20 protein-coding genes are annotated in these 24,370 nt (G+C 72.4%); 12 read left to right on the forward strand and 8 right to left on the reverse strand.

Annotation, left to right across the window (positions count from 1 at the left end; translation table 11 throughout):
* Positions 1-342: 342 nt before the first annotated feature.
* On the forward strand, positions 343-750 hold the full coding sequence (locus ACZ53N_RS23465) for a hypothetical protein (RefSeq protein ID WP_469142774.1): 408 nt from the start codon (positions 343-345) through the stop codon (positions 748-750).
* Positions 751-836: 86 nt separating this feature from the next.
* Positions 837-1,556 (forward strand): DUF6766 family protein, encoded by a 720-nt coding sequence (locus tag ACZ53N_RS23470; RefSeq protein ID WP_469142775.1) that lies wholly within the window; start codon positions 837-839, stop codon positions 1,554-1,556.
* Between the two features lie 18 nt (positions 1,557-1,574).
* On the opposite strand, the gene meaB is transcribed toward ACZ53N_RS23470, so the two are convergent.
* Positions 1,575-2,531: a methylmalonyl Co-A mutase-associated GTPase MeaB gene (meaB, locus tag ACZ53N_RS23475; protein WP_469142776.1), complete on the reverse strand. Its 957-nt coding sequence runs from the start codon at positions 2,529-2,531 to the stop codon at positions 1,575-1,577.
* 57 nt (positions 2,532-2,588) lie between these two features.
* Positions 2,589-3,764: an acetyl-CoA C-acetyltransferase gene (locus ACZ53N_RS23480; protein WP_469142792.1), complete on the reverse strand. Its 1,176-nt coding sequence runs from the start codon at positions 3,762-3,764 to the stop codon at positions 2,589-2,591.
* A 173-nt stretch (positions 3,765-3,937) separates the two neighbouring features.
* On the opposite strand from ACZ53N_RS23480, the gene mce reads away from it, so the two are divergent.
* The 7 genes from mce to ACZ53N_RS23515 all read left to right on the forward strand — a co-directional run bounded on the left by mce (position 3,938) and on the right by ACZ53N_RS23515 (position 14,843).
* On the forward strand, positions 3,938-4,378 hold the full coding sequence (gene mce / locus ACZ53N_RS23485) for a methylmalonyl-CoA epimerase (protein WP_469142777.1): 441 nt from the start codon (positions 3,938-3,940) through the stop codon (positions 4,376-4,378).
* A 175-nt stretch (positions 4,379-4,553) separates the two neighbouring features.
* Entirely contained in the window at positions 4,554-9,374 is a 4,821-nt protein-coding gene (gene scy / locus ACZ53N_RS23490) for a polarized growth protein Scy (protein ID WP_469142778.1), read from the forward strand.
* Positions 9,375-9,488: 114 nt separating this feature from the next.
* A complete protein-coding gene (locus tag ACZ53N_RS23495; RefSeq protein ID WP_130879962.1) occupies positions 9,489-10,427 on the forward strand; it encodes a coiled-coil domain-containing protein in 939 nt (312 codons plus the stop codon).
* Positions 10,428-10,761: 334 nt separating this feature from the next.
* On the forward strand, positions 10,762-11,760 hold the full coding sequence (locus tag ACZ53N_RS23500) for an ABC transporter ATP-binding protein (protein ID WP_469142779.1): 999 nt from the start codon (positions 10,762-10,764) through the stop codon (positions 11,758-11,760).
* A gap of 2 nt (positions 11,761-11,762) precedes the next feature.
* Complete coding sequence (locus ACZ53N_RS23505) at positions 11,763-12,533, forward strand: ABC transporter permease (protein WP_469142780.1); 771 nt, start codon at positions 11,763-11,765, stop codon at positions 12,531-12,533.
* Between the two features lie 130 nt (positions 12,534-12,663).
* Complete coding sequence (locus ACZ53N_RS23510) at positions 12,664-13,887, forward strand: ATP-binding cassette domain-containing protein (RefSeq protein ID WP_469142781.1); 1,224 nt, start codon at positions 12,664-12,666, stop codon at positions 13,885-13,887.
* A complete protein-coding gene (locus ACZ53N_RS23515) occupies positions 13,884-14,843 on the forward strand; it encodes an ABC transporter permease (RefSeq protein ID WP_469142782.1) in 960 nt (319 codons plus the stop codon). Before ACZ53N_RS23510 ends, ACZ53N_RS23515 begins: the two co-directional genes overlap by 4 nt.
* Positions 14,844-15,097: 254 nt before the next feature.
* On the opposite strand, the gene ACZ53N_RS23520 is transcribed toward ACZ53N_RS23515, so the two are convergent.
* Positions 15,098-15,439 carry an ATP/GTP-binding protein gene (locus tag ACZ53N_RS23520; RefSeq protein ID WP_130879956.1) on the reverse strand — a complete coding sequence of 114 codons (342 nt, stop codon included), beginning with the start codon at positions 15,437-15,439 and terminating at the stop codon, positions 15,098-15,100.
* Positions 15,440-15,643: 204 nt separating this feature from the next.
* Between ACZ53N_RS23520 and ACZ53N_RS23525 the strand changes: the two genes are divergently transcribed.
* On the forward strand, positions 15,644-16,684 hold the full coding sequence (locus ACZ53N_RS23525; protein ID WP_469142783.1) for an LLM class flavin-dependent oxidoreductase: 1,041 nt from the start codon (positions 15,644-15,646) through the stop codon (positions 16,682-16,684).
* A 202-nt stretch (positions 16,685-16,886) separates the two neighbouring features.
* On the opposite strand, the gene ACZ53N_RS23530 is transcribed toward ACZ53N_RS23525, so the two are convergent.
* The gene (locus ACZ53N_RS23530) at positions 16,887-17,279 is read right to left on the reverse strand and encodes an SCO5389 family protein (RefSeq protein WP_469142784.1); all 393 of its coding nucleotides are present in this window, start codon (positions 17,277-17,279) and stop codon (positions 16,887-16,889) included.
* A gap of 221 nt (positions 17,280-17,500) precedes the next feature.
* Between ACZ53N_RS23530 and nucS the strand changes: the two genes are divergently transcribed.
* Positions 17,501-18,163 (forward strand): endonuclease NucS, encoded by a 663-nt coding sequence (nucS, locus tag ACZ53N_RS23535; protein WP_130879953.1) that lies wholly within the window; start codon positions 17,501-17,503, stop codon positions 18,161-18,163.
* Between the two features lie 244 nt (positions 18,164-18,407).
* On the opposite strand, the gene ACZ53N_RS23540 is transcribed toward nucS, so the two are convergent.
* The 4 genes from ACZ53N_RS23540 to ACZ53N_RS23555 form a co-directional block, all read right to left on the reverse strand.
* Positions 18,408-20,996, reverse strand: a complete 2,589-nt coding sequence (locus ACZ53N_RS23540) for an ATP-binding protein (protein ID WP_469142785.1) — start codon at positions 20,994-20,996, stop codon at positions 18,408-18,410.
* A 270-nt stretch (positions 20,997-21,266) separates the two neighbouring features.
* Positions 21,267-21,590: an STAS domain-containing protein gene (locus ACZ53N_RS23545; protein WP_469142786.1), complete on the reverse strand. Its 324-nt coding sequence runs from the start codon at positions 21,588-21,590 to the stop codon at positions 21,267-21,269.
* A gap of 137 nt (positions 21,591-21,727) precedes the next feature.
* Positions 21,728-22,576 (reverse strand): 3-hydroxyacyl-CoA dehydrogenase family protein, encoded by an 849-nt coding sequence (locus ACZ53N_RS23550; RefSeq protein ID WP_385972239.1) that lies wholly within the window; start codon positions 22,574-22,576, stop codon positions 21,728-21,730.
* A gap of 171 nt (positions 22,577-22,747) precedes the next feature.
* A complete protein-coding gene (locus ACZ53N_RS23555) occupies positions 22,748-23,398 on the reverse strand; it encodes a TetR/AcrR family transcriptional regulator (protein WP_469142787.1) in 651 nt (216 codons plus the stop codon).
* Between the two features lie 80 nt (positions 23,399-23,478).
* Between ACZ53N_RS23555 and ACZ53N_RS23560 the strand changes: the two genes are divergently transcribed.
* Entirely contained in the window at positions 23,479-24,279 is an 801-nt protein-coding gene (locus ACZ53N_RS23560; RefSeq protein WP_469142788.1) for an ABC transporter ATP-binding protein, read from the forward strand.
* Positions 24,280-24,370: the final 91 nt, after the last annotated feature.

A 24,370-nucleotide genomic window follows, 5' to 3' on the forward strand; every position in this document is an offset into this window, starting at 1 on the left:
CGTCCGCACCCCGGACGCCGCACCGGGCACCGCCCCCGCGCCCGCTCCTGGTGCAGCGGACCCGAAGGGGGCCGGCGCTCGGCGTATTCGAAACCGGAGAGGCGCCCTCCGACCCACCTTCCCCTGCCGACCCCACGGTCGCGGCCGGAATGCGCCCGAAAGCCGTTTCTGCTGACGGCGATCGGACCGGGAAGGGCCGAAACCGCAGAACACCCCCATTGGGCCGAACGGCGCACCCCCGGCGTGGAAAGCGAATGCATCGGGTACCGATGTCGCACTGATCAACAGGGTCGGCCGTCGGACCAACGGCTTCGCGGCCCGGCCGGGTGAGCGAGGTGGCCAGTGACCGGGCGATGGTTCGGCGTGGTGATCGCCGTGGCGGCCGTGTCCGCCGCGAGCGGGTGCGGGACGGTCTCCGAACGGCGTGACGGGGCCACCGCGGCCACCACCGTCTTCGAGAAGGCCCTCGGGTCCCGGCAGTACGCGGCGGTGTGTGCCGTACTGGCTCCCGCCACCCGCGAGGAGCTGGCGCAGTCGGCACGCGCGACGTGCGAGGAGGCCATGGGCCAGGAGGACGTGCCGGCCGGTGGCCCGGTGCGGCACGTGGACGTGTACGGCAACCAGGCCCGTGCCGTACTGGCAACGGACACCTTGTTCCTGTCGCGGTTCCCCGACGGCTGGAAGGTCACCGCGGCGGGCTGCGAGGAACGCCCGGACAAGCCGTACCAGTGCGATATCAAGGGCGGTTGAGAGCTGGTGAAGGTGATGTTCATCGGAATCCTGCTGGTCCTGGCCGTCGGATTGGCCTACTTCACGACACTGGGGTTGATGTACCGATGACCGGGGCCACGGGCGGTGAACAGTCCAAACCCACCCCGCCGAAGCGGAGCTTCCTGCGCGACAACGGCCTCGGACTCGCCTTCGGCATCGGCTTCCTGCTCACGCTCGTGGGCCAAGCGGTCGCCGGACACGCGGAGTTCAACAGCCAACTCGTCGACGAGGGCCTGGCCCGCGTCGACTTCGGCGGCTATGTGACGTCCTCGGACTTCGCGGTGGACGTCACCGAGAACTGGCAGTCCGAGTACCTGCAGTTCTTCCTCTACATTTTCGTCACCGTATGGCTGGTGCAACGGGGTTCACCGGAGTCCAAGGAGCCGCACAAGGCCGGCACCGAGTCGGACAAGGAGCAGATGGTCGGCGAGCACGCCAAGGAGGACTCGCCCCGCTGGGCCAAGGAGCGCGGCTGGCGCCAGCGCAACTACGCCCGCTCGCTGGGCATGGTCATGGGTACCATCTTCGTGCTGTCCTGGCTGGCCCAGTCCGTCACCGGCGTGGCCGCGTACAACGAGCGCCAGCTCAGGGAGTTGCAGGCGCCGAACAGCTGGGGCGAGTACCTGCTGCTGCCGGACTTCTGGGACCGCACGCTGCAGAACTGGCAGTCCGAACTGCTCGCCGTCGCTTCCATGGCGGTGCTGTCGATCTATCTGCGCCAGCGGGGCTCACCCGAGTCGAAGCCGGTGGGCGCGGCCCACACCACCACCGGAGTCGAAGGCTGACGGCGGCGGCTGGCGGCATCAGCCCTCCGTGATGCCCGCCACCAGCTCGTCCGCCGCCGCGTACGGGTCCAGGTCGCCGGCGACGATCCGCTCCGCCAGCGCGTCCAGGCGGCGGTCGCCGTGCAGGTCGCCGATGCGCTCGCGCAGGGCGGTCACCGCGATGGTCTCCACTTCGCGGGCCGCCCGCGCCACGCGCCGTTCCGCCAGGACGCCGCGCTCCTCCATCCACGCCCGGTGCTTCTCCAGCGCCTCGACCACCTCGTCCAGGCCCTCACCGCGCGCGGCCACGGTCTTGACGATGGGGGGCCGCCAGTCGCCCGGGCCGCGGGACTCGCCGAGGCCCAGCATGTGGTTCAGCTCGCGGGCCGTGGCGTCGGCGCCGTCGCGGTCGGCCTTGTTGACGACGTAGACGTCGCCGATCTCCAGGATGCCCGCCTTGGCCGCCTGGATGCCGTCGCCCATGCCCGGGGCCAGCAGCACCACGCTCGTATCGGCCTGGGAGGCGATCTCCACCTCGGACTGCCCCACGCCCACCGTCTCGACGAGGATCACGTCGCAGCCCGCCGCGTCCAGCACCCGGATGGCCTGGGGGGCGGCCCAGGCCAGGCCGCCGAGGTGGCCGCGGGTGGCCATCGAGCGGATGTAGACCCCCGGGTCGGAGGCGTGGTCGGACATCCGTACGCGGTCACCGAGCAGGGCGCCGCCCGAGAACGGGGAGGACGGGTCGACGGCGAGGACGCCGACCCGCTTGCCTGCCCGGCGGTAGGCGGAGACCAGGCCCGAGGTGGAGGTGGACTTGCCGACGCCGGGCGAGCCGGTGAGGCCGACGACGTACGCCCCGCCGGTCAGCGGGGCCAGCGCCGCCATCACCTCGCGCAGCTGCGGGGACGCCCCCTCGACCAGGGAGATCAGCCGGGCCACGGCACGCGGCCGGCCTTCCCGTGCCTGCTCGACCAGCGTGGGGACGTCCGCCATGACTGCTCCGTTCCGATCTGAGAAAGCCCGAACCCGCGCGTCGGAATCCGGGGAGGGTCAGTTCCCCGGCACCCGGATGATCAGCGCGTCGCCCTGGCCGCCGCCACCGCACAGCGCCGCCGCGCCCACGCCGCCGCCACGCCGCTTCAGCTCCAGCGCGAGGTGCAGCACGATGCGGGCGCCCGACATGCCGATGGGGTGCCCGAGCGCGATGGCTCCGCCGTTGACGTTCACCTTTTCCGGGGACACCCCGAGGTCCTTCATTGACTGCACGGCCACCGCGGCGAACGCCTCGTTGATCTCGATGAGATCGAGGTCCTGCACCGTGAGGCCCTCCTTGCCCAGCGCGTGGTTGATCGCGTTGGACGGCTGGGACTGGAGGGAATTGTCCGGTCCGGCCACATTGCCGTGGGCGCCGATCTCGGCGATCCACTCCAGGCCCAGCTCCTCGGCCTTGGCCTTGCTCATCACGACCACGGCGGCGGCGCCGTCGGAGATCTGCGAGGACGTACCGGCCGTGATCGTGCCGTCCTTGGCGAAAGCGGGCCGCAGCTTGGCCAGCGACTCGACGGTGGTCTCCGGGCGGATGCCCTCGTCCTTGCTGAAGATGACCGGCTCGCCCTTGCGCTGCGGGATCTCCACGGGGGTGATCTCCGCCTCGAAGAGGCCGTTCTTCTGGGCGGCGGCGGCGCGCTGGTGGGAGCCGGCCGCGATCTCGTCCTGCGCGGCGCGGGCGATGCCGAGACGGGTGTTGTGCTTCTCGGTCGACTCGCCCATGGCGATGTTCTCGAACGCGTCCGTCAACCCGTCGTGCGCCATCGCGTCGAGCATCTCGATCGCGCCGTACTTGTAGCCCTCACGGGACTTGGGCAGCAGGTGCGGGGCGTTGGTCATCGACTCCTGGCCGCCGGCCACCACGATGTCGAACTCGCCCGCGCGGATGAGCTGGTCGGCCAGCGCGATGGCGTCGAGGCCCGAGAGGCAGACCTTGTTGATGGTGAGGGCCGGCACGCTCATCGGGATGCCGGCCTTGACGGCCGCCTGGCGGGCCGGGATCTGCCCGGCCCCGGCCTGGAGCACCTGGCCCATGATCACGTACTGGACCTGGTCGCCGCCGATGCCGGCCCGGTCCAGGGCCGCCTTGATGGCCACCCCGCCCAGGTCGGCACCGGAGAAGGTGCGCAGCGATCCGAGGAGGCGGCCCATGGGCGTACGGGCGCCCGCGACGATCACGGAGGTCTTGTCGGTGGAACCGTTCGTACCGGTCATGAGGCGCGGCCCCTTCGAGCGGAGGAAGTTAACGAGGGTTTCCGTCAATGTACTGAGCGGTACCCGCCCGGTCACCGGGCAGCGGGTGTGATCGCGCGCACGTTGCGTAACCACGCGTACGGCGGTGCACTGGACCCATGCTGACGCGAATCGACCACATCGGGATCGCCTGTTTCGACCTCGACAGGACTGTCGAGTTCTACCGTGCCACGTATGGCTTCGAGGTGTTCCACAGCGAGGTCAACGAGGAGCAGGGCGTGCGCGAGGCCATGCTCAAGATCAATGAGACGTCCGACGGCGGCGCCTCGTACCTCCAGCTCCTGGAGCCCACCCGGGAGGACTCCGCGGTCGGCAAGTGGCTTGCGAAGAACGGGGAAGGGGTCCATCACATCGCCTTCGGCACCGCCGACGTGGACGGCGACGCACAGGCCATCCGGGACAAGGGCGTACGGGTCCTGTACGAGGAGCCGCGGATCGGTTCGATGGGCTCCCGGATCACCTTCCTGCACCCCAAGGACTGTCACGGCGTTCTCACCGAACTGGTCACCTCGGCGACCGCCCCCGGGGCGGAGCACTGACCACCGCCTCCCCCGGCCGGTAGAGTGCAGGCTCAGCCGGGGTACGGGTGGGGCCCGACCCAGGCTGTACCGATGATCTGACACCATTTCTTCGGAAGGGCGGGCTCCGGGGTTCCACCAGTACGCAGGACGGGGCCGGCCGCCAACGCGACCAGGGGACGGATGGGACCGCGCAGTGCGGGGCAACGACCGCTACGAGGCTGACGACCACCTCTCGCAATTCGAAGCCGAGATGGAGCGGCTGAAGAAGGAGCGGGAGAAGGCGGTCCAGCACGCCGACGACCTCGGCTATCAGGTCGAGGTGCTGCGCGCCAAGCTCCACGAGGCGCGCCGCACTCTTGCCCACCGTCCGGCATACGACACCGCCGACATCGGGTACCAGGCGGAGCAGTTGCTCCGTAATGCCCAGATTCAGGCGGAACAGCTGCGCACGGACGCCGAGCGCGAGCTGCGCGAGGCCCGGGCGCAGACGCAGCGTCTCCTCCAGGAGCAGGCCGAGCGCCAGGCCCGGATGGAAGCCGAGCTGCACGCCGAGGCCGTCGCGCGCCGACAGCGGCTGGACGAGGAGCTCAACGAGCGCCGCCAGACCGTCGAGTCGCACGTCAACGAGAACGTGGCCTGGGCCGAGCAGCTGCGGGCCCGCACCGAGTCGCAGGCGCGGCGGCTGCTGGAGGAGTCCCGGGCGGAGTCGGAGGCCGCCCTGGCCGCCGCCCGCGCGGAGGCCCAGCGGCTGACCGAGCAGGCCCGGGCCCGGCTCGGGGCCGCCGCCGAGGAGGCGCGCGCCGAAGCGGAAGCGATACTGCGCCGGGCGCGCACCGACGCGGAGCGGCTGCTGACCGCCGCGTCCGCGCAGGCCCAGGAGGCCACCGACCACGCCGAGCAACTGCGCACGGCGACGAGCGCGGAGTCCGACCAGGCCCGTACGACGGCGGCCGAGCTGACGCGCGGCGCCGAGGCGCGCATGCAGGAGGCCGACACGGCGCTGCGCGAGGCGCGCGCCGAGGCCGAGAAGCTGGTCACCGAGGCGAAGGAGTCCGCCGCCCGCCGGCTGACGTCGGCGGAGTCGGAGAACGAGCAGCGCACCCGTACCGCCAAGGCCGAGATCGCCCGGCTGGTGGGCGAGGCGACGAAGGAGGCCGAGGCCCTCAAGGCCGAGGCCGAGCAGTTGCGCGCCGATGCCCGGGCGGAGGCCGACCGGCTGCTGGCCGAGGCGTCCGACAACGCCCGCAGCGCCGCCGCGGAGGACTCCGCGGCGCAGCTCGCGAAGGCGGCCCGGACGGCGGAGGAGGTCTTGACCAAGGCGTCCGAGGACGCCCGCGCCGCCACGAAGGCGGCCGCCGAGGAGGCCGAGCGGATCCGCCGGGAGGCGGAGGCCGAGGCCGAGCGGCTGCGTGAGCAGGCGGCGGACACCGCCGAGCAGCTCAAGGGCGAGGCGAAGGACGACACCAAGGAGTACCGCGCCAAGACCGTCGAGCTCCAGGAGGAGGCGCGGCGGCTGCGCGGCGAGGCCGAGCAGCTGCGGGCCGACGCGGTCGCCGAGGGCGAGCGGATCCGGGGCGAGGCGCGCCGGGAGGCCCTCCAGCAGATCGAGGAGGCGGCCAGCACCGCCGAGGAGCTGCTCGCCAAGGCCAAGGCCGACGCGGAGGAGACCCGGGCCGGTGCGAGCGCCGAGAGCGAGCGGGTGCGCACCGAGGCGGCCGAGCGGGCCGCGAGCCTGCGCAAGCAGGCCGAGGAGGTGCTGGAGCGGTCCCGGGCCGAGGCCGAGGAGATGGCCGAGGAGGCCGAGGACCACGCGAGCCGCACCCGTACCGAGGCGGCGGAGGCCGCCCGGCAGTTGCGCGAGGAGGCCGAGCGGGCCGCGAAGGCGCGGCGCGAGGAGGCGGACGCGGAGCTGACGCGGCTGCACTCCGAGGCCGAGCAGCGGGTGGAGTCCGCGGAGACGGCGCTGCGCGAGGCCCGTACGGAGGCCGAGCGGCTGCGCCGGGAGACCGCCGAGGAGACCGAGCGGCTGCGTACGGAGTCCGCGGAGCGCATCCGTACGCTCCAGGCGCAGGCCGAGACGGAGGCCGAGCGGCTGCGCGCCGAGGCCGCCGAGGAGGCGGCCGCCACGCGCGGCGAGGGCGAGGCCGTGGCGTTGCGGCTGCGGACCGAGGCCGCCGCGGAGGCGGAGCGGCTGCGCGCCGAGGCGCGGGAGAAGGCCGACCGGGTGCGGGCCGAGGCGAACGCCGCGGCCGAGCGGACGGCCGCCGAGGCCGCCGAGGCCCTGACGGCCGCGCAGGAGGAGGCCGCCCGTCGGCGCCGCGAGGCCGAGGAGCTGCTCGGTGACGCCCGCACGGAGGCGCAGGCCGAGCGTGCCGCGGCCCACGAGCAGAGCGAGGAGCTGCTGGCGTCGGCCCGTAAGCGGGTCACAGAGGCTCAGGAGGAGGCGCGGCGGCTGGTCGAGGAGGCCGAGCAGCGCGCCACCGAGCTGGTGGCCGCCGCCGAGCTGACGGCCCAGCAGGTCCGGGACGCGGTCGCGGGGCTGCACGAGCAGGCCGAGGAGGAGATCGCCGGGCTGCGCTCGGCGGCCGAGCACAACGCCGAGCGGACCCGTACCGAGGCGCAGGAGGAAGCGGACCGGGTCCGCGCCGACGCCTATGCCGAGCGCGAGCGCGGCGGCGAGGACGCGGCCCGGATGCGGGCCGAGGCGCAGGCGGCGAAGGACGCCGCGAAGGCGCTGGCGGAGCGCACGGTCGAGGAGGCCGTCGCCGAGGGGCAGCGGCTGGAGGCGGAGGCCGCCCGCACGCTGGACGAGGCACGGGAGGCCGCGGGCGCCCGGCGCACCGAGGCCGCCGAGCAGGCGGACCAGTTGCTCGCCGAGGCCATGGCCGAGGCGGAGAAGCTGGTCACGGAGGCCGAGGAGACGGTCGAGCTGGCCCGGGCCGAGGCGGCCCGGACGGCGGACGAGGCCCGTCAGGCCGCCGACGCCAAGCGCGCCGAGGCCGCCGAGCAGGCCGACGCCCTCGTGATCGAGGCGACGATCGAGGCGGACCGGCTGCGGGCCGAGGCCGCCCAGGTGCTCGACGACGCCCGGGACGCCGCGAACGCCCGTCGCACCGAGGCCGCCGGTCAGGCGGACGCGTTGCTGGCCGAGGCGACCGCGGAGGCCGAGCGGCTGGTGGCCGAGGCCACCGCGACGGTGGACACGGCCCGCGAGCGCGCCGAGACGCATCGCGCGGAGGCCGCCGCGCGGGCCGAGGCCCTCGTGGCCGAGGCGACCGCGGAGGCGGAGCGGCTGCAGGCCGAGGCGGCCAAGGCCCTCGACGAGGCCCAGGAGTTCGCCGAGACGCACAAGGCGGAGGCCACGGCGGAGTCCGAGCGGCTGGTCGCCGAGGCCGAGCGGACCGTGGACGAGGCCCGTGAGGCGGCGAACGCGCGCCGCACGGAGGCCGCCGAGCAGGCGGACGAGCTGATCGCCAAGGCGACGTCCGAGGCCGAGCGGATGGTCTCGGACGCGTCGGCCAAGGCGCAGCAGATGCGCATCGACGCCTCCGACGCGCTCGCGTCGGCCGAGCAGGACGCGGCGCGTGCGCGCGCCGAGGCCCGCGAGGACGCGAACAAGATGCGGGCGGAGGGCCACGCCGAGGCCGAGCGGATCGTCAACGCGGCGACCGAGCTGACCTCTTCCGCGCAGGACGACGCGGACCGCATCGTCGACGAGGCCCGCGAGGCCGCGGGCGCGCGGCGCACGGAGGCGGCCAAGCAGGCCGACGAGCTGATCGCCGAGGCGACGGCTCAGGCCGAGCGGATGCGTGCCGAGGCCGAGGAGAGCCTGGAGACGGCCCGGGCCGAGGCGGCCCGTACGGCGAAGGAGGCCCGCGAGGCCGCCGACGCCCGGCGCACGGAGGCCGGCGAGCAGGCCGACGCGCTCATGGCCGAGGCCACCGCCGAGGCGGAGCGGCTGCGTACCGAGGCCGCCAAGGCCCTGGACGAGGCCCGGGAGGCCGCGAACGCGCGCCGCACGGAGGCCGCCGAGCAGGCGGACGCCCTCGTCGCGGAGGCGACGGCGGAGGCCGAGCGGATGCGGCTGGAGGCCGAGGCCGCGCTCAACTCCGCGCAGGAGAACGCGAACAGCACGCGTGCCGACTCCGCGAAGATCAAGGCCGATGCCGTGCTGGAGGCGGAGCGGCTGCGGTCGGAGGCGCGGGCCGAGGGCGAGCGGACCATCGACCAGGCGCGGGACGCGGCCGCGCAGAAGCGCACCGAGGCCGCCGAGCAGGCGGACGCCCTCATCGCCAAGGCCCAGGAGGAGGCCCTGCGGGCCGCCGCGGCCGCGGAGGAGCAGGCCGACACCATGGTGGGCGCCGCCCGCCGGGAGGCCGAGCGGATCGTGAAGGAGGCCACCGGCGAGGGCAACGCGCTGGTGGAGCAGGCCCGTACCGACGCGAACACCATGCTCGCGGAGGCGCGTGGGGACGCGACGGCCATAAGGGAGCGGGCCGAGGAGCTGCGCTCGCGGCTCGAGGGAGAGGTCGAGGAGCTGCACGACCGGGCCCGCCGGGAGGCGGCCGAGGCGATGCAGTCGGCGGGTGAGCGCTGCGACAAGCTCGTCGCGGCGGCCACCGAGCAGTTGGCGGCGGCGGAGGAGAAGGCGAAGAAGCTGGTCTCCGACGCCGGGGCCGAGGCCAACAAGGTCCGGATCGCCGCCGTGCGGAAGGCCGAGGGGCTGCTCAAGGAGGCCGAGCAGAAGAAGGCGGCCGCTGTACGCGAGTCCGAGCGCCTGCGCACCGAGGGTGCGGAGGAGGCCAAGCGGCTCGTGGAGGAGGGAAAGCGGGAGTTGGAGGTGTTGGTGCGCCGTCGGGAGGACATCAATGCCGAGATTTCCCGTGTCCAGGACGTGTTGGAAGCGTTGGAATCATTTGAGGCCCCGGGGGCAGGCGGCACGAAGGACGGTGGGGTGAAGGCGGCTGCGGGCGCCGGGGCAACTCGATCGAGTGGCAAGCAGTCCCAGAAGTAGCCACTCAAACGGGGGGACATTCTCCAGTTGTCCCTCCCATCCCCTCGTTGACACGCCGCTCGCACCCCTAGGATTCCCTCTATCACCTCACCGGTCTCTTTCGACAGGAACCCCATGAGTGACACTTCCTCCCCCTTCGGCTTCGAGCTCGTGCGGCGTGGCTACGACCGCGGCCAGGTGGACGACCGCATTTCGAAGCTCGTTGCCGACCGTGACAGCGCACTGGCTCGCATCACGTCTCTGGAAAAGCGGATCGAGGAGCTGCACCTCGAAACGCAGAATGCTCAGGCCCAGGTCAATGACGCGGAGCCGTCCTACGCGGGTCTCGGGGCACGGGTCGAGAAGATCCTGCGGCTGGCTGAGGAAGAGGCCAAGGACCTGCGTGAGGAGGCCCGTCGGGCAGCCGAGCAGCACCGTGAGCTGGCGGAGTCGGCGGCGCAGCAGGTGCGCAACGACGCCGAGTCGTTCGCCGCCGAGCGCAAGGCGAAGGCGGAGGACGAGGGCGCCCGGATCGTCGAGAAGGCGAAGGGCGACGCCGCTTCCCTGCGGGCCGAGGCGCAGAAGGACGCGCAGTCCAAGCGGGAGGAGGCGGACTCCCTCTTCGAGGAGACCCGTGCCAAGGCCGCCCAGGCCGCGGCGGACTTCGAGACCAACCTGGCCAAGCGCCGCGAGCAGTCCGAGCGCGATCTGGCGTCCCGCCAGGCCAAGGCCGAGAAGCGGCTCGCGGAGATCGAGCACCGGGCCGAGCAGCTGCGACTGGAGGCGGAGAAGCTGCGTACGGACGCCGAGCGTCGGGCCCGTCAGACGGTGGAGACCGCGCAGCGCCAGGCCGAGGACATCGTGGCCGACGCCAACGCGAAGGCCGACCGGATCCGCAGCGAATCCGAGCGCGAGCTGGCGGCGCTCACCAACCGCCGCGACAGCATCAACGCCCAGTTGACCAACGTCCGCGAGATGCTGGCCACGCTGACCGGCGCGGCGGTGGCCGCGGCCGGCGTCCCCGGCGACGACGAGCCGATCTCGCGCGGTGTCCCGGCCCAGCAGAGCCGCTGACCCCTTGAACGACGCCCCGTAGAGGGCTGTACGTACCCAGCGCGTCGTGCGCAAACCCCTGTGGCGCACGGGGCGCTGGGCTGTTTTGAGCCGTAGTTTCGGCCATACATGCGGCCAGTCTCGTGGCCGGTTCCGGTCGGTTCTCCGGTCGGCTCTTCAGTCGGTTTCCGGTCGGGCCCCCGGTCCGTTTTCCGGTCGGCTCCCCGGTCCGTTTTCCGGACGGTTTTCCGTCGGCGCACGGCCGGGGCGTGCTCGCGATCCGGCCGGGGCCGTCGGTGTTCCGGACCCGCCGCCACCGGTGGCGAGGCGCCCCGGGCGCCCTTAGCGTGGGTGGATGATCGAGCTTGAGGGGCTGACCAAGCGCTACGGCGAAAAGCTCGCCGTGGACCACCTCACCTTCACCGTGCACCCCGGGATCGTCACCGGCTTCCTGGGCCCCAATGGCGCGGGCAAGTCCACGACCATGCGCATGATGCTCGACCTGGACAACCCCACCAGCGGCTCGGTGCGGATCGACGGCAGGCACTACCGCTCGCTGAAGGACCCACTGAAGGTCGTCGGCGCCCTGCTGGAGGCCAAGGCCTGGCACGGCGGCCGCAGCGCCCACAACCACCTGCTGTGCCTGGCACAGAGCAACGGCATCCCCCGCACCCGGGTGCGGGAGGTGCTGGACACCGTCGGCCTGACCTCGGTGGCCAAGAAGCGCACCAAGGGCTTCTCGCTGGGCATGGGCCAGCGGCTCGGCATCGCCGCCGCGCTGCTCGGCGACCCCGAGATCCTGATGTTCGACGAGCCGGTCAACGGGCTCGACCCCGAGGGCATCCACTGGATCCGCAATCTCATGAAGAACCTGGCGGCCCAGGGCCGTACGGTCTTCGTCTCCTCGCACCTGATGAGCGAGATGGCGCTGACCGCCGAGCACCTCGTGGTCATCGGCCAGGGCCGGCTGCTGGCGGACACCTCCATGGCCGCCTTCATCGCGGAGAACTCACGGTCGTACGTGCGGATGCGCTCGCCCGACCACGAGCGGCTGCGGGACGTGCTCTCCGGGGCCGGGATCACCGCCCGGCCCACGGCCGACGGCTCCCTGGAGGTGGACGGCGAGGACGCGCCGCACCTCGGCGAGCTGGCCGCGCGGCATCAGCTCACACTGCACGAGCTGAGCCCCCAGCGGGCGTCCCTGGAAGAGGCCTTCATGCAGCTCACCGCCGAGTCGGTGGAGTACCACGCGCACGACGGCCGCCCACCGGAGGAGGCCCGGGCGGGCACCCCGGCCGCGCCGCCGGGCGGGCGCCCCGGCTGGGGAGCCGACTGGCGGAAGAAAGGGTCCTGACGATGGCGGTGGTGACGCAGGTCCTGCGATCCGAATGGACAAAGATCAAATCCGTGCGTTCCACGGTGTGGACGCTCGGTCTGGCCGTGGTGGTGACGGTCGCACTCGGCGCACTGATCAGCGCATTGTCCAAAAATGAGTTCGATAAACTCTCCACACGCGAGAAATTGACCTTCGATCCGACCTTCACGAGTTTCGCGGGGATGGGTCTCGGACAGCTCGCGATGATCGTTTTTGGTGTGCTGGTGGTGTCGAACGAATACAGCACCGGAATGATCCGCACCTCGCTGGCGGCCGTTCCCCAGCGCGGCACCTTTCTCTTCAGCAAGATCACCATTGCCACGCTGCTCGCACTCGTCGTCAGCATGATCACGAGTTTCGTGGCCTTTTTCGTCGGCCAGGCGATGCTCGGCAGCCACAAAGCGGCCCTCGGGGACCCCGGCGCCCTGCGCGCGGTGATCGGCGGCGGTCTCTACATGACGCTGATCACCGTCTTCTCGATGGGCGTCGCGACGATGCTGCGCAGCCCGATGCTCTCGCTCGGCATCCTGATGCCGTTCTTCTTCCTCATCTCGGCCATCCTCGGCAACGTCTCCGCCACCAAGAAGGTCGGCCAGTACCTCCCGGACCAGGCGGGGCAGAAGGTCATGCAGGTCGTCACCTTCGACGACGACGCCCCGTACGGGCCGTGGGGCGGCTTCGCGATCATGGTGGTCTGGGTGGTCGCCGCGCTGATCTGCGCATATGTCCTGTTGAGGAAGCGGGACGCGTGAGCGCTCGGTGACCGCTCCCTGACCCACCGCAGGCCCTTGAAATCTCACAAATCGGGAACCGTCAACGCTCGCCTATGCTCCTAACCCTCACGGGGGCTTATTGCCCCGACCAGCTCGCGAGGGGCGGAGAATGATCGAGGCAGTCGGCCTGACGAAGCGCTACGGCGCCAAGACGGCCGTGTACAACCTGTCGTTCCAGGTACGGCCAGGTGCCGTCACCGGCTTCCTGGGGCCCAACGGCTCCGGCAAGTCGACGACGATGCGCATGATCCTGGGCCTGGACAACCCGACCTCCGGGCAGGTGACCATCGGTGGCCACCCGTTCAACAAGCTGCCCAACGCCCCCCGCCAGGTCGGTGCCCTCCTCGACGCGAAGGCCGTGCACGGCGGACGCAGCGCACGGCAGCACCTGCTGTCCCTCGCCCAGCTCTCCGGCATCCCGGCCCGCCGGGTCGACGAGGTGCTCGGCGTCGTCGGTCTGCAGGACGTGGCCCGCAGGCGCTCCAAGGGCTTCTCGCTCGGCATGGGCCAGCGGCTCGGCATCGCCGCCGCGCTGCTCGGCGACCCCCAGGTGCTGCTCTTCGACGAGCCGGTCAACGGTCTCGACCCCGAGGGCATCCTGTGGGTCCGCAACCTCATGAAGCGGCTCGCGGCGGAGGGCCGCACGGTCTTCGTCTCCTCGCACCTGATGAGCGAGATGGCGCTGACCGCCGACCACCTGATCGTCATCGGACGCGGTCAGCTGATGGCCGACATGAGCGTCACCGACTTCATCTCCGCGAACTCCGCGGACTTCGCCCGCGTCCGCACGCCCGAGGGCGAGCACGAGAGCCGCGAGAAGCTCACCGCCGCGCTGGTCGAGGCGGGCGGCCAGGTGCTGCCCGAGCAGGACGGCGCGCTGCGCGTCACGGGCCTGGCCCTCCCCCGGATCAGCGACGTCGCGCACGGCGCGGACGTCCGTCTGTGGGAGCTCTCCCCGCACCAGGCGTCCCTGGAAGAGGCGTACATGCGCCTCACCCAGGGCGCGGTCGACTACCGCTCGACCGCCGACCAGATGTCCGGCTTCCAGCAGCCCGCCCCCGGGTACGGACAGCCGGGCGCCCCGCAGGGCTGGGCCCCGCCGCAGCCCCCACAGGGCAACCCCTACCCCGTGCTTCCGGGCGAGCAGCCCAACCCGTACGCGCAGCAGCAGCAGTTCGCCGCCGCCCCTGGCGTCCCTGCCACGCCGCAGCACCAGCAGCCTCAGCCGCCCGCCGCGGCTCCGGCCGCTCCCCCGGCGCAGCCGACCGCCGCGCCGGATTCCGCACCCGCCCCCGCCGACCTCACCAAGCGCGACAGCGAGGACGCCCGATGACCACCCCCCAGCACCCCGCGCCCCCGCAGTCCGCCCCGCAGGGCCCGCCGCAGGGGCCCCCGCAGGCCCAGGCCTACGCCCAGCCGCAGCAGGGGCTCCCGCCCCAGCAGCAGCCCCAGCACGGGCAGGGCTACTGGCCGGGCACCGCGCCCGCCGGCGTCTACGTCTCGCCGATCCCGGTGCGCAACGCCCACCTCGGTGACGCCCTCGCCTCCGAGTGGACCAAGATCAAGTCGGTCCGGTCGACGATGTGGACGCTCGGCGTCCTGGTCGTGCTCGTGGTCGGCATCGGCATCCTGATCGGGACGATCGCCAAGGCCGTGGACAAGGAGCTGAACGCCTCGGCACTGGGCGGCGGGTTCTTCGGCGTGATGCTGGGCTCGATCTGCGTGATCACGCTCGGCGTGCTGACGATCACCTCCGAGTACGGCACGGGCATGATCCGCACGACCCTGACGGCCTGCCCGAACCGCGGCCGGGTACTGACGGCCAAGGCGATCGTGTTCTTCTCGCTGACGTTCGTCATCACCCTGATCTGCACCGCACTGGTGGGCGTGATCAACACGGCGCTGCTGGGCGATCTGGCCCTTGAGGCGACGGGCGCGGAGTGGTTCAAGGCAACGGTCGGCGTGAGCCTTTACACGGCGGCGCTGGGCCTGTTGGCGCTCGCCGTGGGCACGCTGCTGCGGCACTCGGCCGGGGCGATCACGACCATGCTGGGCGTGGTGCTGCTGCCCGTGGTGGTCGCGATGTTCATGATGTCCGACAGCCTCTCGGACGTGCGTGAGTGGCTCTTCGAGTACTCGATCCCCAGCCAGCTCGCCGTCATCGCCGTCTCCGACGGCTCCGGCGACGGGGACGGCATGACCGGCTGGGACCCGCTGTGGATCATGCTGGTCCTGGCCGGCGTGGCCCTGGCCGGCGCGTACGCGTCGATCACGAAGCGCGACGCGTAACGCTGGGCGCCGAGCCTTCCGACGGACCTTCCGCCGATCCGGCCGGTCTTTGCCGCGGCGGCCTCCGGCGGTTCTTCGGCTACCGGCCCGTCTCGCCGCCTGCGGCGGCCGGCGCCCTGCGGGCGCGTCCTCAAACGCCGGACGGGCTGATATCGGCTGAGCCCAGCCACAACCGGCCCGCTGGGGGCACCTCCCAGCGGTAGCTGGGGGAGATTGAGGACACCGCCGCGCAGCGGTGGTGCGGGCCGCCCCGATCAGTACCGCGGTGCGTTACGAGACCGCTGGAGCCTCGCGCTCCGGCGGTCTCTCGCGTTCCAGCAGGCCTTGTGCCAGTGGCGGCGGTCCTCGACGCCGCCACCGTACTGCGGCCAGGCGACGAGGTGCGGGACGCCCGGCGGGATCTCCTGGTCGCAGCCGGGGCAGCGGTAGTGCTTGGCCGCCGAGCCGCCACCGATCATGCGGACGTTCCACTCCTCGCCCTGCCAGCTCTCCGTGCGCTCCAGCCCGTAACGGTTGCCGACCGGTTCGCGCTCGTCACGCGGGTCGGCGGCTTGCTTGTCGGCGCCGCCTCGCGGGCGGTTTCGGCGCGGGGACACGGAACACCTCGGAGGTCTGGAAACACGGGCCGTGACCAGTATTGCGCGCTGCGGCGGCCTGCCCGGGCACCCGCACCCCGGCACCGGAGCGGCCCGCTCTCCGATCATCATGAAAACTTCACGCTCCGCCGTGCCCTTGGCACGTGTCGGGCGTTATTGCCTTTGGGGGGAGGCCGCGTCGGTCGCTTAGGAGGAGTCAGAGCGATGCGCGTTGGAGCTTTTGTCCTTGCCGCCCAATTCCCCGGTCAGGGCCACGGAGAAGCGCTGTACCGAGCCGTGCGGTCGGCTGAGGTCGCCGAGGAAGCCGGGCTGGACGCCGTCTGGGTGGCCGAGCACCACTTCGTACCGTACGGAGTCTGCCCGTCCGCCGTCACCCTGGCGGCGCTGCTGCTGGGGCGCACGCATTCCATCGAAGTGGGCACGGCTGTCAGCGTGTTGCCGACCGCGCACCCGGTGGCCCTCGGCGAACAGGCGGCACTCCTGCATCTGACCTCCGGTGGCCGGTTCACCCTCGGGGTGGGACGCGGCGGGCCGTGGGTGGACCTGGAGGTCTTCGACTCCGGTCTCGCGGCGTACGAAGAGGGGTTCCCCGAGTCCCTCGAACTGCTGATGCGCTGGCTGCGCGAACCCCGCGTGAGCGCTGACGGGAAACGATTCGCCTTCCGCGAGGTCCCGGTCGTCCCGCGCCCGGACGAACTGCTCGACCCCTCCGGTGCCGACCGCCCCGGCCCGCCGGTCATGGTCGCCTGCACTTCACCCGACAGTGTGCGGCTCGCGGCCCGGCACGGGCTGCCGATGCTGCTCGGCATGCACATCGGGGACGAGGAGAAGGCGGAGATGGTCGCCGCGTGGCGCAAATGCGCCCTGGAGTACGGGAGTTCGCCGGAGGAGGTCGCGGCGGCGGGCCATGTGGCGGCCGGGGTCGCCCAGGTCGCGGACAATCGGGCCGCGGCGGCCGAGACCCTGCTGAAGGCCATGCCGGGCTGGCTGCACAAGGGGCTCACGGCACACGTGACGGTCGACGGCCGCGAGCGGCGGATGCGCGACCCGTACGCCTACACGGAGCTGCTCTGCGATCTCCATCCGGTGGGACCGCCCCGGCTGTGCGCCGACCGGCTGGCCGCGACCTCCGAGCGCACGGGCATCAGCCGCTTCGCCCTGCTGACCGAGGGCTCGGGGGATCTCGCCGCCACCGAGGACAATCTCCGTCGGCTCGGCGGAGAGGTACTGCCGCTGCTCGCCTGAGCTGCCCCCGGCCGGTACGGGCTCCCGCCCTCCCCGGCCGTACGCCCCCTGCCCATGCCCTTCGCCCGGTTTCCCCCCGCTTACCCGAGCCCCCCTGTACCCCCGTGCCCCCGTGTCCCGTGCCCCCGCGGGTCGTGCGGAGCTGCCGCCCATTACTCGTCGCACACCTCCCCCCCTGCGAGGAGCGGCAGCAAGGGTGGGGTCAGCAGTCCCGCAACTCCGGGGACTGGTTCAGCAGCTGGCCCCGGATCGAGGTGAAGCGGGCCAGGCGGTCGTCCACCGCCGGGTCGAGCGGGAAGACCGCCACCCGATGGCAGTTCTGGAACGCCAGGCGTACCCCGAAGTGTCGCTGGAGTGCACCGCGAATCGCGTCACTCGCCAGGGCGCGCAGCAGTTGACCGCGCGCCTGCTCGTCCGGCGGCGGCATCCGGTTGTCGGCGAACTCGCCGCCTTCGACCTTGAGCTGGACCACCAGAGAGCTGACCATTTCCCACGCGTACGGCAGGGAGTTCCGGACGCAGTCGACGAATTCCGCTTCGTCGACCTCGCCTCGCTCGGCCTGTTCAAGGAGGGCCGGTGAGACGTCGAGCGACATGGGTTCTCCTCTCGAGGACCCCGCGAGCGGGGTCACAGGGATGGGCGGGCGGACGACGACGCCCTGTGCCCGTACGGCGACCGCCCGCTTCAACGGTAATTCGGCCACTGCTACCGCACCAGGAGAACGCACATACAACTGGCCATCCGGCGCCCTCCATCGAACGGGCTCTTCCGGGGCGAATCGCGTCGAGCGGCAGGAGTCGAGTAGCGTGACCCACCATGCGTCTCGTCATTGCCCGTTGCTCCGTGGACTACGCGGGCCGGCTCACCGCCCACCTTCCTTCCGCCCCGCGTCTGATCCTGGTCAAGGCGGACGGCAGCGTCTCCATCCACGCGGACGACCGGGCCTACAAGCCCCTCAACTGGATGTCCCCGCCCTGCACCCTGAAGGAGGGCGACGGCAGCGTGTGGACGGTGGTGAACAAGGCGGGCGAGAAATTGATCATCACCATGGAGGAAGTCCTCCACGATTCCTCGCACGAGCTGGGCGTCGACCCCGGTCTCGTCAAGGACGGCGTGGAAGCGCACCTTCAGGAACTGCTCGCGGACCGCATCACCACGCTCGGTGACGGCTACACTCTGATCCGTCGCGAATATCCGACGGCCATCGGGCCCGTGGACATCCTCTGCCGGGACGCCGACGGCGCCACCGTGGCCGTGGAGCTGAAGCGGCGCGGCGACATCGACGGCGTCGAGCAGCTGACCCGCTATCTCGAACTGCTCAACCGCGACCCGCACCTCGCCCCCGTACGAGGGATCTTCGCCGCGCAGGAGATCAAGCCGCAGGCACGCGTTCTGGCCACGGACCGCGGCATCGGCTGCGTCGTCCTGGACTACGACGCGATGCGCGGCATCGAGGACGACAAGCTGCGGCTGTTCTAGGGACCGGGCGCCCTGCGGGGTGTCCTGCTGACGGCGAGCCGTCTTGCCGCCTGCGGCGGCGGGCGCCCTGCCCGGCTGCGCGGGCTCCGGATGCTGTCCGGCGGACCTTCGGCTGCGGGCCGTCTTGCCGCCTGCGGCGGCGGGCGCCCTGCGGGCGCGTCCTCAAGCGCCGGACGGGCTGAACTCAGCCCGTCCGGCGCTTGAGGACACAGCACAGCAGCCCGTCCGGCGCACCCGACACGGCCTACACAGCGGGAGCGCTTCCGCTGCCCGATCCGCCCGGCGCGGGGCCGCTCGCGGAGTTCGAGCTGCTGCCCGCGGGGGACGTGGGGGACGTCGGATCCTGCGTCGGCGTTCCGGGGTCCTTCGTGGGCTCCTGCGACTTCGTCGGCGTCGGCTTCTGCGTCGGCGGCGTGGGATCGCCACCGCCCGGCGTACGCGTGGGGCTCTTCGTCGGCCCGTCCGACGAGGACGGCGAGCTCGACGGCGCATCGCTGCCGCTCGGGCTCGGCGACGAGCTGCCGGAGGCGCCCGGCGAGGACGGCGTGGCACCCGGACTCTGCGACTGGCCGGGCCTGCCGGTGCCGTCCGGGACCTGCGGGCGGCCGGTGACGCCCGACGCCGGCTGATCGGCGTTGAGGGTGTTGTCGCCGTCCTGCCGGGACGCCGACTGGTCCGGCTTCACCTGGTCCGACGGCTTGTGGGTGGGCCCCCCGGAAGCCGCGCCGAGCGTGACGACCGTGCCGAGGACGCCCGCGAGGAGCGCGCCCGCGCCCGCCGCGATCAGATTGCGCCGGGCCCGGCCCACCATGAGTCTCTTGGCCCACGGCTCCCGGTGCGCGGGACGGCCCGGGCCGCTCTGCGCGACGGGCCCGGAGGCCCCCGCGGGCCCGGCCTTGCCGCTGTCCGCGCCGAAACCGCTTACGACCGTGGTCGCCCCCGAGTCATGGGCGCGGGGCGCGGGCACGGCATAGGGCGGGGTGACCGACTGCTCGCTCCGCGCGGCCGGGATCTCCTCACCCGCCGGGGCGGGGCCGTCCTCGCCGGGCAGCGGCGGCAGCGGTGGCACGCCGGGGACGCCGCGCATGCCCATCGCCAGCCCGGAGCGGTCGGCGACCAGCGCCAGCGCCCGGCGGCCGGCGACCGCGCCGCGCTTGTCGGCCATCACACCGCGCAGCCCGATGGAGGCCTCCAGCTCGGCGCGGGCCCGGTCGAGGCTGCCGGTGCACAGCGCCAGCACGCCCAACTCGTGGTGGAAATACGCTTCTTCGCCGACCTCGCCCGACATGCGCGCGGCTGCCTGGCCGTGCCGCAGGCTGCGCTCCCAGGCGCTCCAGTGGCAGGCGGCGGCGAAGGCGGGCGCCGCCGTGCGGGCCAGCAGCACCGCGGCCGCCGGGTGCCCGGCCCCGCCGTCGGCGATCAGCACGGACATCGCGGCGAGGATCGCGTCGGCCTCGGCGGCGGCCCGCTCGGGGGCGACGGAGGGATGCCCGGCCCACCAGGCGTAGTGCTGCGCGGCGGAGTGCGCGCGGGCGGCGGTGTCGGTGCCGTAGCCCTCGGCGAGCAGCTGGTCGGCGACGCCGGCCGCGAGCCGGTAGTGCGCGCCGACGGCGGTGATCAGCCCGCTGGCGAGCAGCTCGCCGACGGCGGCGTCCGCGTGGGTGTCGCCGGCCAGCGCGGGCAGATGGGCCTGGTGGGGGACCTCGCCGCCGAGGGCGAGGGCGAAGCTCAGGGTGTCGCGGGCGACGTCGCTGAGCCGGGAGGCGAGCACGCCGACGGGCGCCGCGCTGACCGCGAGGCTCGGCAGCGGCGGCTTGATGTCGCCGCCGGCTTCCTCGGACCCGCCGGCCGCGTCGGCCACGTAGGGCCGCTCGGCGAAGACGCCGAACTCGTCGACGGCGGCGGGGTCGGCGCCGGTCCGGTCGCGCTGCCGCAGCAGGGCCCCGGCCTGGACGAACCGCAGCGGCAGCCCCTCGGACTCGAACCACAGGTCCGCCGCCCAGTCCGCTTCCTCGTCCGTGAGCGGCCGCTCCACGGCCCGCTCCAGCAGCTCCAGGCAGCCGGTGCGGTCGAGGCCGCCGAGGAAGACCTCTTCGAGGTGCGAGTCGGGGGATGGCGCGGCGACGTCGGGCGTGGCCGCGAGGAGGAAGGCGCACTCGGGGGTCGCGTCGAGCAGCTCGTCGAGCGCGCTGCCGCCGAACTCCAGGTCGTCCAGGACGACGATCGCGCCGATCTCGTGCACCGCCGCCAGGATCCCGGCCCGGTCGGGGCGGTTCCGGGGCGCGTGGTGGACGGCGGCGAAGAGCTCGTAGAGCAGATCGGCGGGGGTGCGGTGGTAGCCGCTGAGGCGGACGACGCCATCGGGGGCCAGGCCCTCGACGTCCGTGGCGACGGCGTCCAGCAGGGCGGTGCGCCCGGAGCCGGCGGGGCCGGTGAGGCGCACGGAACGGCCACGGGAGAGCAGCCGGGTCAGCCGCTCGCGCTCCTCGTCCCGCTCGACCAGCGGCAGCTCGGGGCCGACGGGACGGGCGGGCGGCGGCGGGGCCGCGGCGCGGCGCAGCTCGGCGCGCTCGTCGGCACCGTGCCGCTGGGGGCGTGCGGGCAGCCTGCCGGGCGGGCAGGGCTCTATTTCGCTGCCGTCGACAGGGTTGACGGTGAGCAGGTAGTCACCGGTGACCAGCTGGACGACCCGGACGGGCCCCTGGTTCGGGGAGTCGGGCGCGCTCGACGACGCGGCCGCGGGCTCCGACCGCGACGGCTGCAGCGGGCCGCCGTCGGCGGACGCGCGGTCGTCGTCGTGGAAGTCCTCGGATCCCGGGTTCGTCGGGTCCATGGTCAAAAGCCCCCCAGATGCGTGGCGTGCCGTCCTGCCCTTTCGGCCTGACCTTCGCTTCTGGTCCGGTGCCCGCCGTGGGCTTGCTTATGCGGCCTTTGCGTGTGCGGCGGGAAAACCGAACCTCAGACCTGCGCCCAGTATCTACGACCGCCGGGGGCGGATGCCGCCGGGGCAGATCACAGTCTTATGAGGATCTGATGCCGGAGGGGGCCGGGGCTGCCAGGGGGGCCTGGCGGACCGGGGTGACGTCTCGAACGGGCGGACGGGTCAGACGCGGGGCAGGGACTCCGCCTCGATGCCGCCCTCGATGGCGAGGATGCGGTGCAGCCGAGTGGCGACCAGGAGCCGCTGCATCCGGTCGGGGACCCCGCGCAGGACGAGCCGCCTGCCGGTGCGACCGGCCCGGCGGTGGGCTCCCATGATCACCCCGAGTCCGGTGGCGTCCCAGGAGTCCAGCTCGGTCAGGTCCAGGACGAGGTCGCCCCGGCCGGCGTCGAGCGCGGAATGCAGCAGGCTTCGGACGTCCGCCGCGTTACGGACGTCGAGGCGCCCCCCGACGACCAGCTCGGCGTGGTCGCCCCTGATATGCATATGCGCTCCCGGGAGTGGTCGGAGATGTGGGTGTGGCCGTACTGAACTGACTGCCTCTCACACGACAAAGTTGCCGCCTGTAAGCGAACCGATACCGAATTCACCCCGGAGGGTGAATTCGATTAGGCGTTACAGGCTCAGTGCTGGTAAAAGCCCTGCCCGCTCTTGCGGCCGAGGTCACCCGCGTCCACCATGCGGCGCATCAGCTCCGGCGGGGCGAACTTCTCGTCCTGGCACTCGGTGTAGATGTTGTCCGTGGCGTGCATCAGGATGTCGACACCGGTCAGGTCGGCGGTGGCCAGCGGCCCCATCGCATGACCGAAGCCCAGCTTGCAGGCGATGTCGATGTCCTCGGCGCTGGCCACCCCGGACTCGTACAGCTTGGCCGCCTCGACGACGAGCGCCGAGATGAGGCGCGTGGTGACAAAGCCCGCGACGTCGCGATTGACGACGATGCAGGTCTTGCCGACACCCTCGGCGAACTCCCGCGCGGTGGCGAGCGTTTCGTCACTGGTCTTGTACCCGCGAACGAGCTCGCAAAGCTGCATCATCGGCACGGGCGAGAAGAAGTGCGTACCCACGACGCGCTCCGGGCGCTGCGTGGCGGCTGCGATCTTGGTGATCGGGATGGCGGAGGTGTTGGAGGCGAGGACCGTCTCGTCCTTCACCAGGCCGTCCAGGGTGCGGAAGATCTCGCGCTTGGTGTCGACGTCCTCGAACACCGCCTCGACGACGATGTCGGCGTCGGCGGCCGCGTCCAGGTCGGTGGTGGCGGTGATCCGGGCGAGGGCCGCCTCGGCGACGTCCGCGTCGAGCTTGCCCTTGGAGACGAACTTGTCGTACGAGGCCTTGATGCCGTCCGTGCCCCGCGTGAGCGCGGCGCCGGTGACGTCCCGCAGCACGACGTCCCACCCGGCCTGGGCGGAGACCTGTGCGATCCCGGAACCCATCAGACCGGCTCCGATGACGGCGAGCTTCTTGGCCACTGCTGTCCCCTTAATCCCTGTTCACTTACGGTCTCTGGCCCGGACCTTAGCGTCAGTGGGCGCGCCGTTGGGAAGGAAGAGATGCGCGTCACGTCCCAAATGACGGACATCACACTGGACAGCCCAGCGGCCTGACCACACGCCGCAGTTGAGCCACTCCAGCCCCATGATTCACACGGTCGGCCGTACGGTCCCACCGGCGTAGCCGAGCAGCTTCTCCCCCATCAGCTCCTCCATCTCGTCCAGCAGGACGAGCGCGTCGCGGGAGACGTCCTTCGCCGTACGGCCCGTCAGCAGCGCGCGCCCGATGTGCTCGGCGAGCCGGGCCAGCACCCAGGCGAGCTGACCGGCCACCAGTTCGGGCAGTACGTCACCGGGCGCGGCCCCGGCCTCCTCGGCGAGGGTGACCGTGAGCGCCTCGGTGACCTGCCGGTCCATGGCGGCGAGGCGGGACTTCAGGGCTTCCGACTCCCCGACGACCCGCAGAAACCGGTCGTATCCGTCGATCAGCCCGAGGCGCGGCGACACGGCCACGGCCTCGGCGCGCAGCACGCGCAGCACGGCCCGGGCAGCCGACTCGCCCTCGGCCCGGCCCCGGACGACGGACGGCAGCCAGTCGACGACGTCGTCCTGCCGGTCGAGGAAGAGATCTTCCTTGGCCGGAAAGTAGTTGTAGACGGTATTGACGGACACGTCGGCCGCCGCCGCGACCTCCGCGATCGTCACGGCGTCGAATCCGCGCTCCAGGAACAGGCCGGTCGCGACATCGGAGATGTGCTGCCTGGTCTGCCGCTTCTTCCGCTCCCTGAGCCCCTCGGTCATGGCCCCATCGTAGCTTCGCTGGACCCCCTGAAAACTTGGGGTCATTGCAAACTTTAGGAGACTCTGCTTTTCTTGCGGCCATGGACGACGCACCCGATCGGCTCAGCATCAGCGCCTCCGGACTCACCCGGACCTTCCACACCGGGCGGGGCCCCGTCGAGGCCGTACGCGGCATCGACCTCACCGTCCGCGGGGGCGAGGTCCTCGGCCTCCTCGGCCCCAACGGCGCGGGCAAGACCACCGCCCTGCGCATGCTCACCACCCTCCTGCCACCCACCGGCGGCACCGCGACCGTCGCCGGTCACGACCTCGCCCGCGACCCGGAGGGCGTACGGCGCCGCACGGGGTACGTCGCCCAGTCCGGCGGCGTCGACCCGACCGTGTCCGTGCGCGAGGAACTGCTCACCCAGGCCCGCCTCTACCGGCTCCGCAAGGCCGAAGCCGCCGCCCGCGTCGAGGAACTGACCCTCGACCTCGGCCTGACCGGACTCCTGGACCGCCCCTGCGGCGCCCTCTCCGGCGGCCAGCGGCGCCGCCTCGATGTCGCCATGGCCCTGACCCACCGGCCAGAGGTCCTCTTCCTCGACGAGCCCACCACCGGACTCGACCCCGGCAGCCGCGCCGACCTGTGGGACCTCCTGCGCCGCATCCGCGCCGAGTGGGGCACCACCGTCGTCCTCACCACCCATTACCTCGACGAGGCCGACGCGCTCGCCGACCGGCTGGTCGTCGTCGACCGGGGCGCCGTCGTCGCCGAAGGGACCCCGGCCGCCCTCAAGTCCCGCTATGCCGGGTCCCCCCACGCGAGCCTGCAGGACGCCTTCCTCGCCATCACCGGGCGCGCCGCCGCGCCCCGGGAATCCGCCCCCGTGGCCGTCTAGACGAGTCATTCCGAATGCTGACGGTGTGTCCGGGAACGCAGACAGGGCGTCCAAGATCGTTGTGTGACGAACAACCTGGACGCCCTGCTGA

Source organism: Streptomyces sp. NPDC033229 (assembly GCF_055576875.1).

Excerpts from the sequence above, each read along its gene's own strand:
- ACZ53N_RS23470 (WP_469142775.1), top strand. The coding sequence starts at position 837 with ATGACCGGGGCCACGGGCGGTGAACAGTCCAAACCCACCCCGCCGAAG.
- meaB (WP_469142776.1), bottom strand. The coding sequence starts at position 2,531 with ATGGCGGACGTCCCCACGCTGGTCGAGCAGGCACGGGAAGGCCGGCCG.
- mce (WP_469142777.1), top strand. The coding sequence starts at position 3,938 with ATGCTGACGCGAATCGACCACATCGGGATCGCCTGTTTCGACCTCGAC.
- ACZ53N_RS23495 (WP_130879962.1), top strand. The coding sequence starts at position 9,489 with ATGAGTGACACTTCCTCCCCCTTCGGCTTCGAGCTCGTGCGGCGTGGC.
- ACZ53N_RS23500 (WP_469142779.1), top strand. The coding sequence starts at position 10,762 with ATGATCGAGCTTGAGGGGCTGACCAAGCGCTACGGCGAAAAGCTCGCC.
- ACZ53N_RS23505 (WP_469142780.1), top strand. The coding sequence starts at position 11,763 with ATGGCGGTGGTGACGCAGGTCCTGCGATCCGAATGGACAAAGATCAAA.
- ACZ53N_RS23510 (WP_469142781.1), top strand. The coding sequence starts at position 12,664 with ATGATCGAGGCAGTCGGCCTGACGAAGCGCTACGGCGCCAAGACGGCC.
- ACZ53N_RS23515 (WP_469142782.1), top strand. The coding sequence starts at position 13,884 with ATGACCACCCCCCAGCACCCCGCGCCCCCGCAGTCCGCCCCGCAGGGC.
- ACZ53N_RS23525 (WP_469142783.1), top strand. The coding sequence starts at position 15,644 with ATGCGCGTTGGAGCTTTTGTCCTTGCCGCCCAATTCCCCGGTCAGGGC.
- ACZ53N_RS23530 (WP_469142784.1), bottom strand. The coding sequence starts at position 17,279 with ATGTCGCTCGACGTCTCACCGGCCCTCCTTGAACAGGCCGAGCGAGGC.
- nucS (WP_130879953.1), top strand. The coding sequence starts at position 17,501 with ATGCGTCTCGTCATTGCCCGTTGCTCCGTGGACTACGCGGGCCGGCTC.
- ACZ53N_RS23540 (WP_469142785.1), bottom strand. The coding sequence starts at position 20,996 with ATGGACCCGACGAACCCGGGATCCGAGGACTTCCACGACGACGACCGC.
- ACZ53N_RS23545 (WP_469142786.1), bottom strand. The coding sequence starts at position 21,590 with ATGCATATCAGGGGCGACCACGCCGAGCTGGTCGTCGGGGGGCGCCTC.
- ACZ53N_RS23555 (WP_469142787.1), bottom strand. The coding sequence starts at position 23,398 with ATGACCGAGGGGCTCAGGGAGCGGAAGAAGCGGCAGACCAGGCAGCAC.
- ACZ53N_RS23560 (WP_469142788.1), top strand. The coding sequence starts at position 23,479 with ATGGACGACGCACCCGATCGGCTCAGCATCAGCGCCTCCGGACTCACC.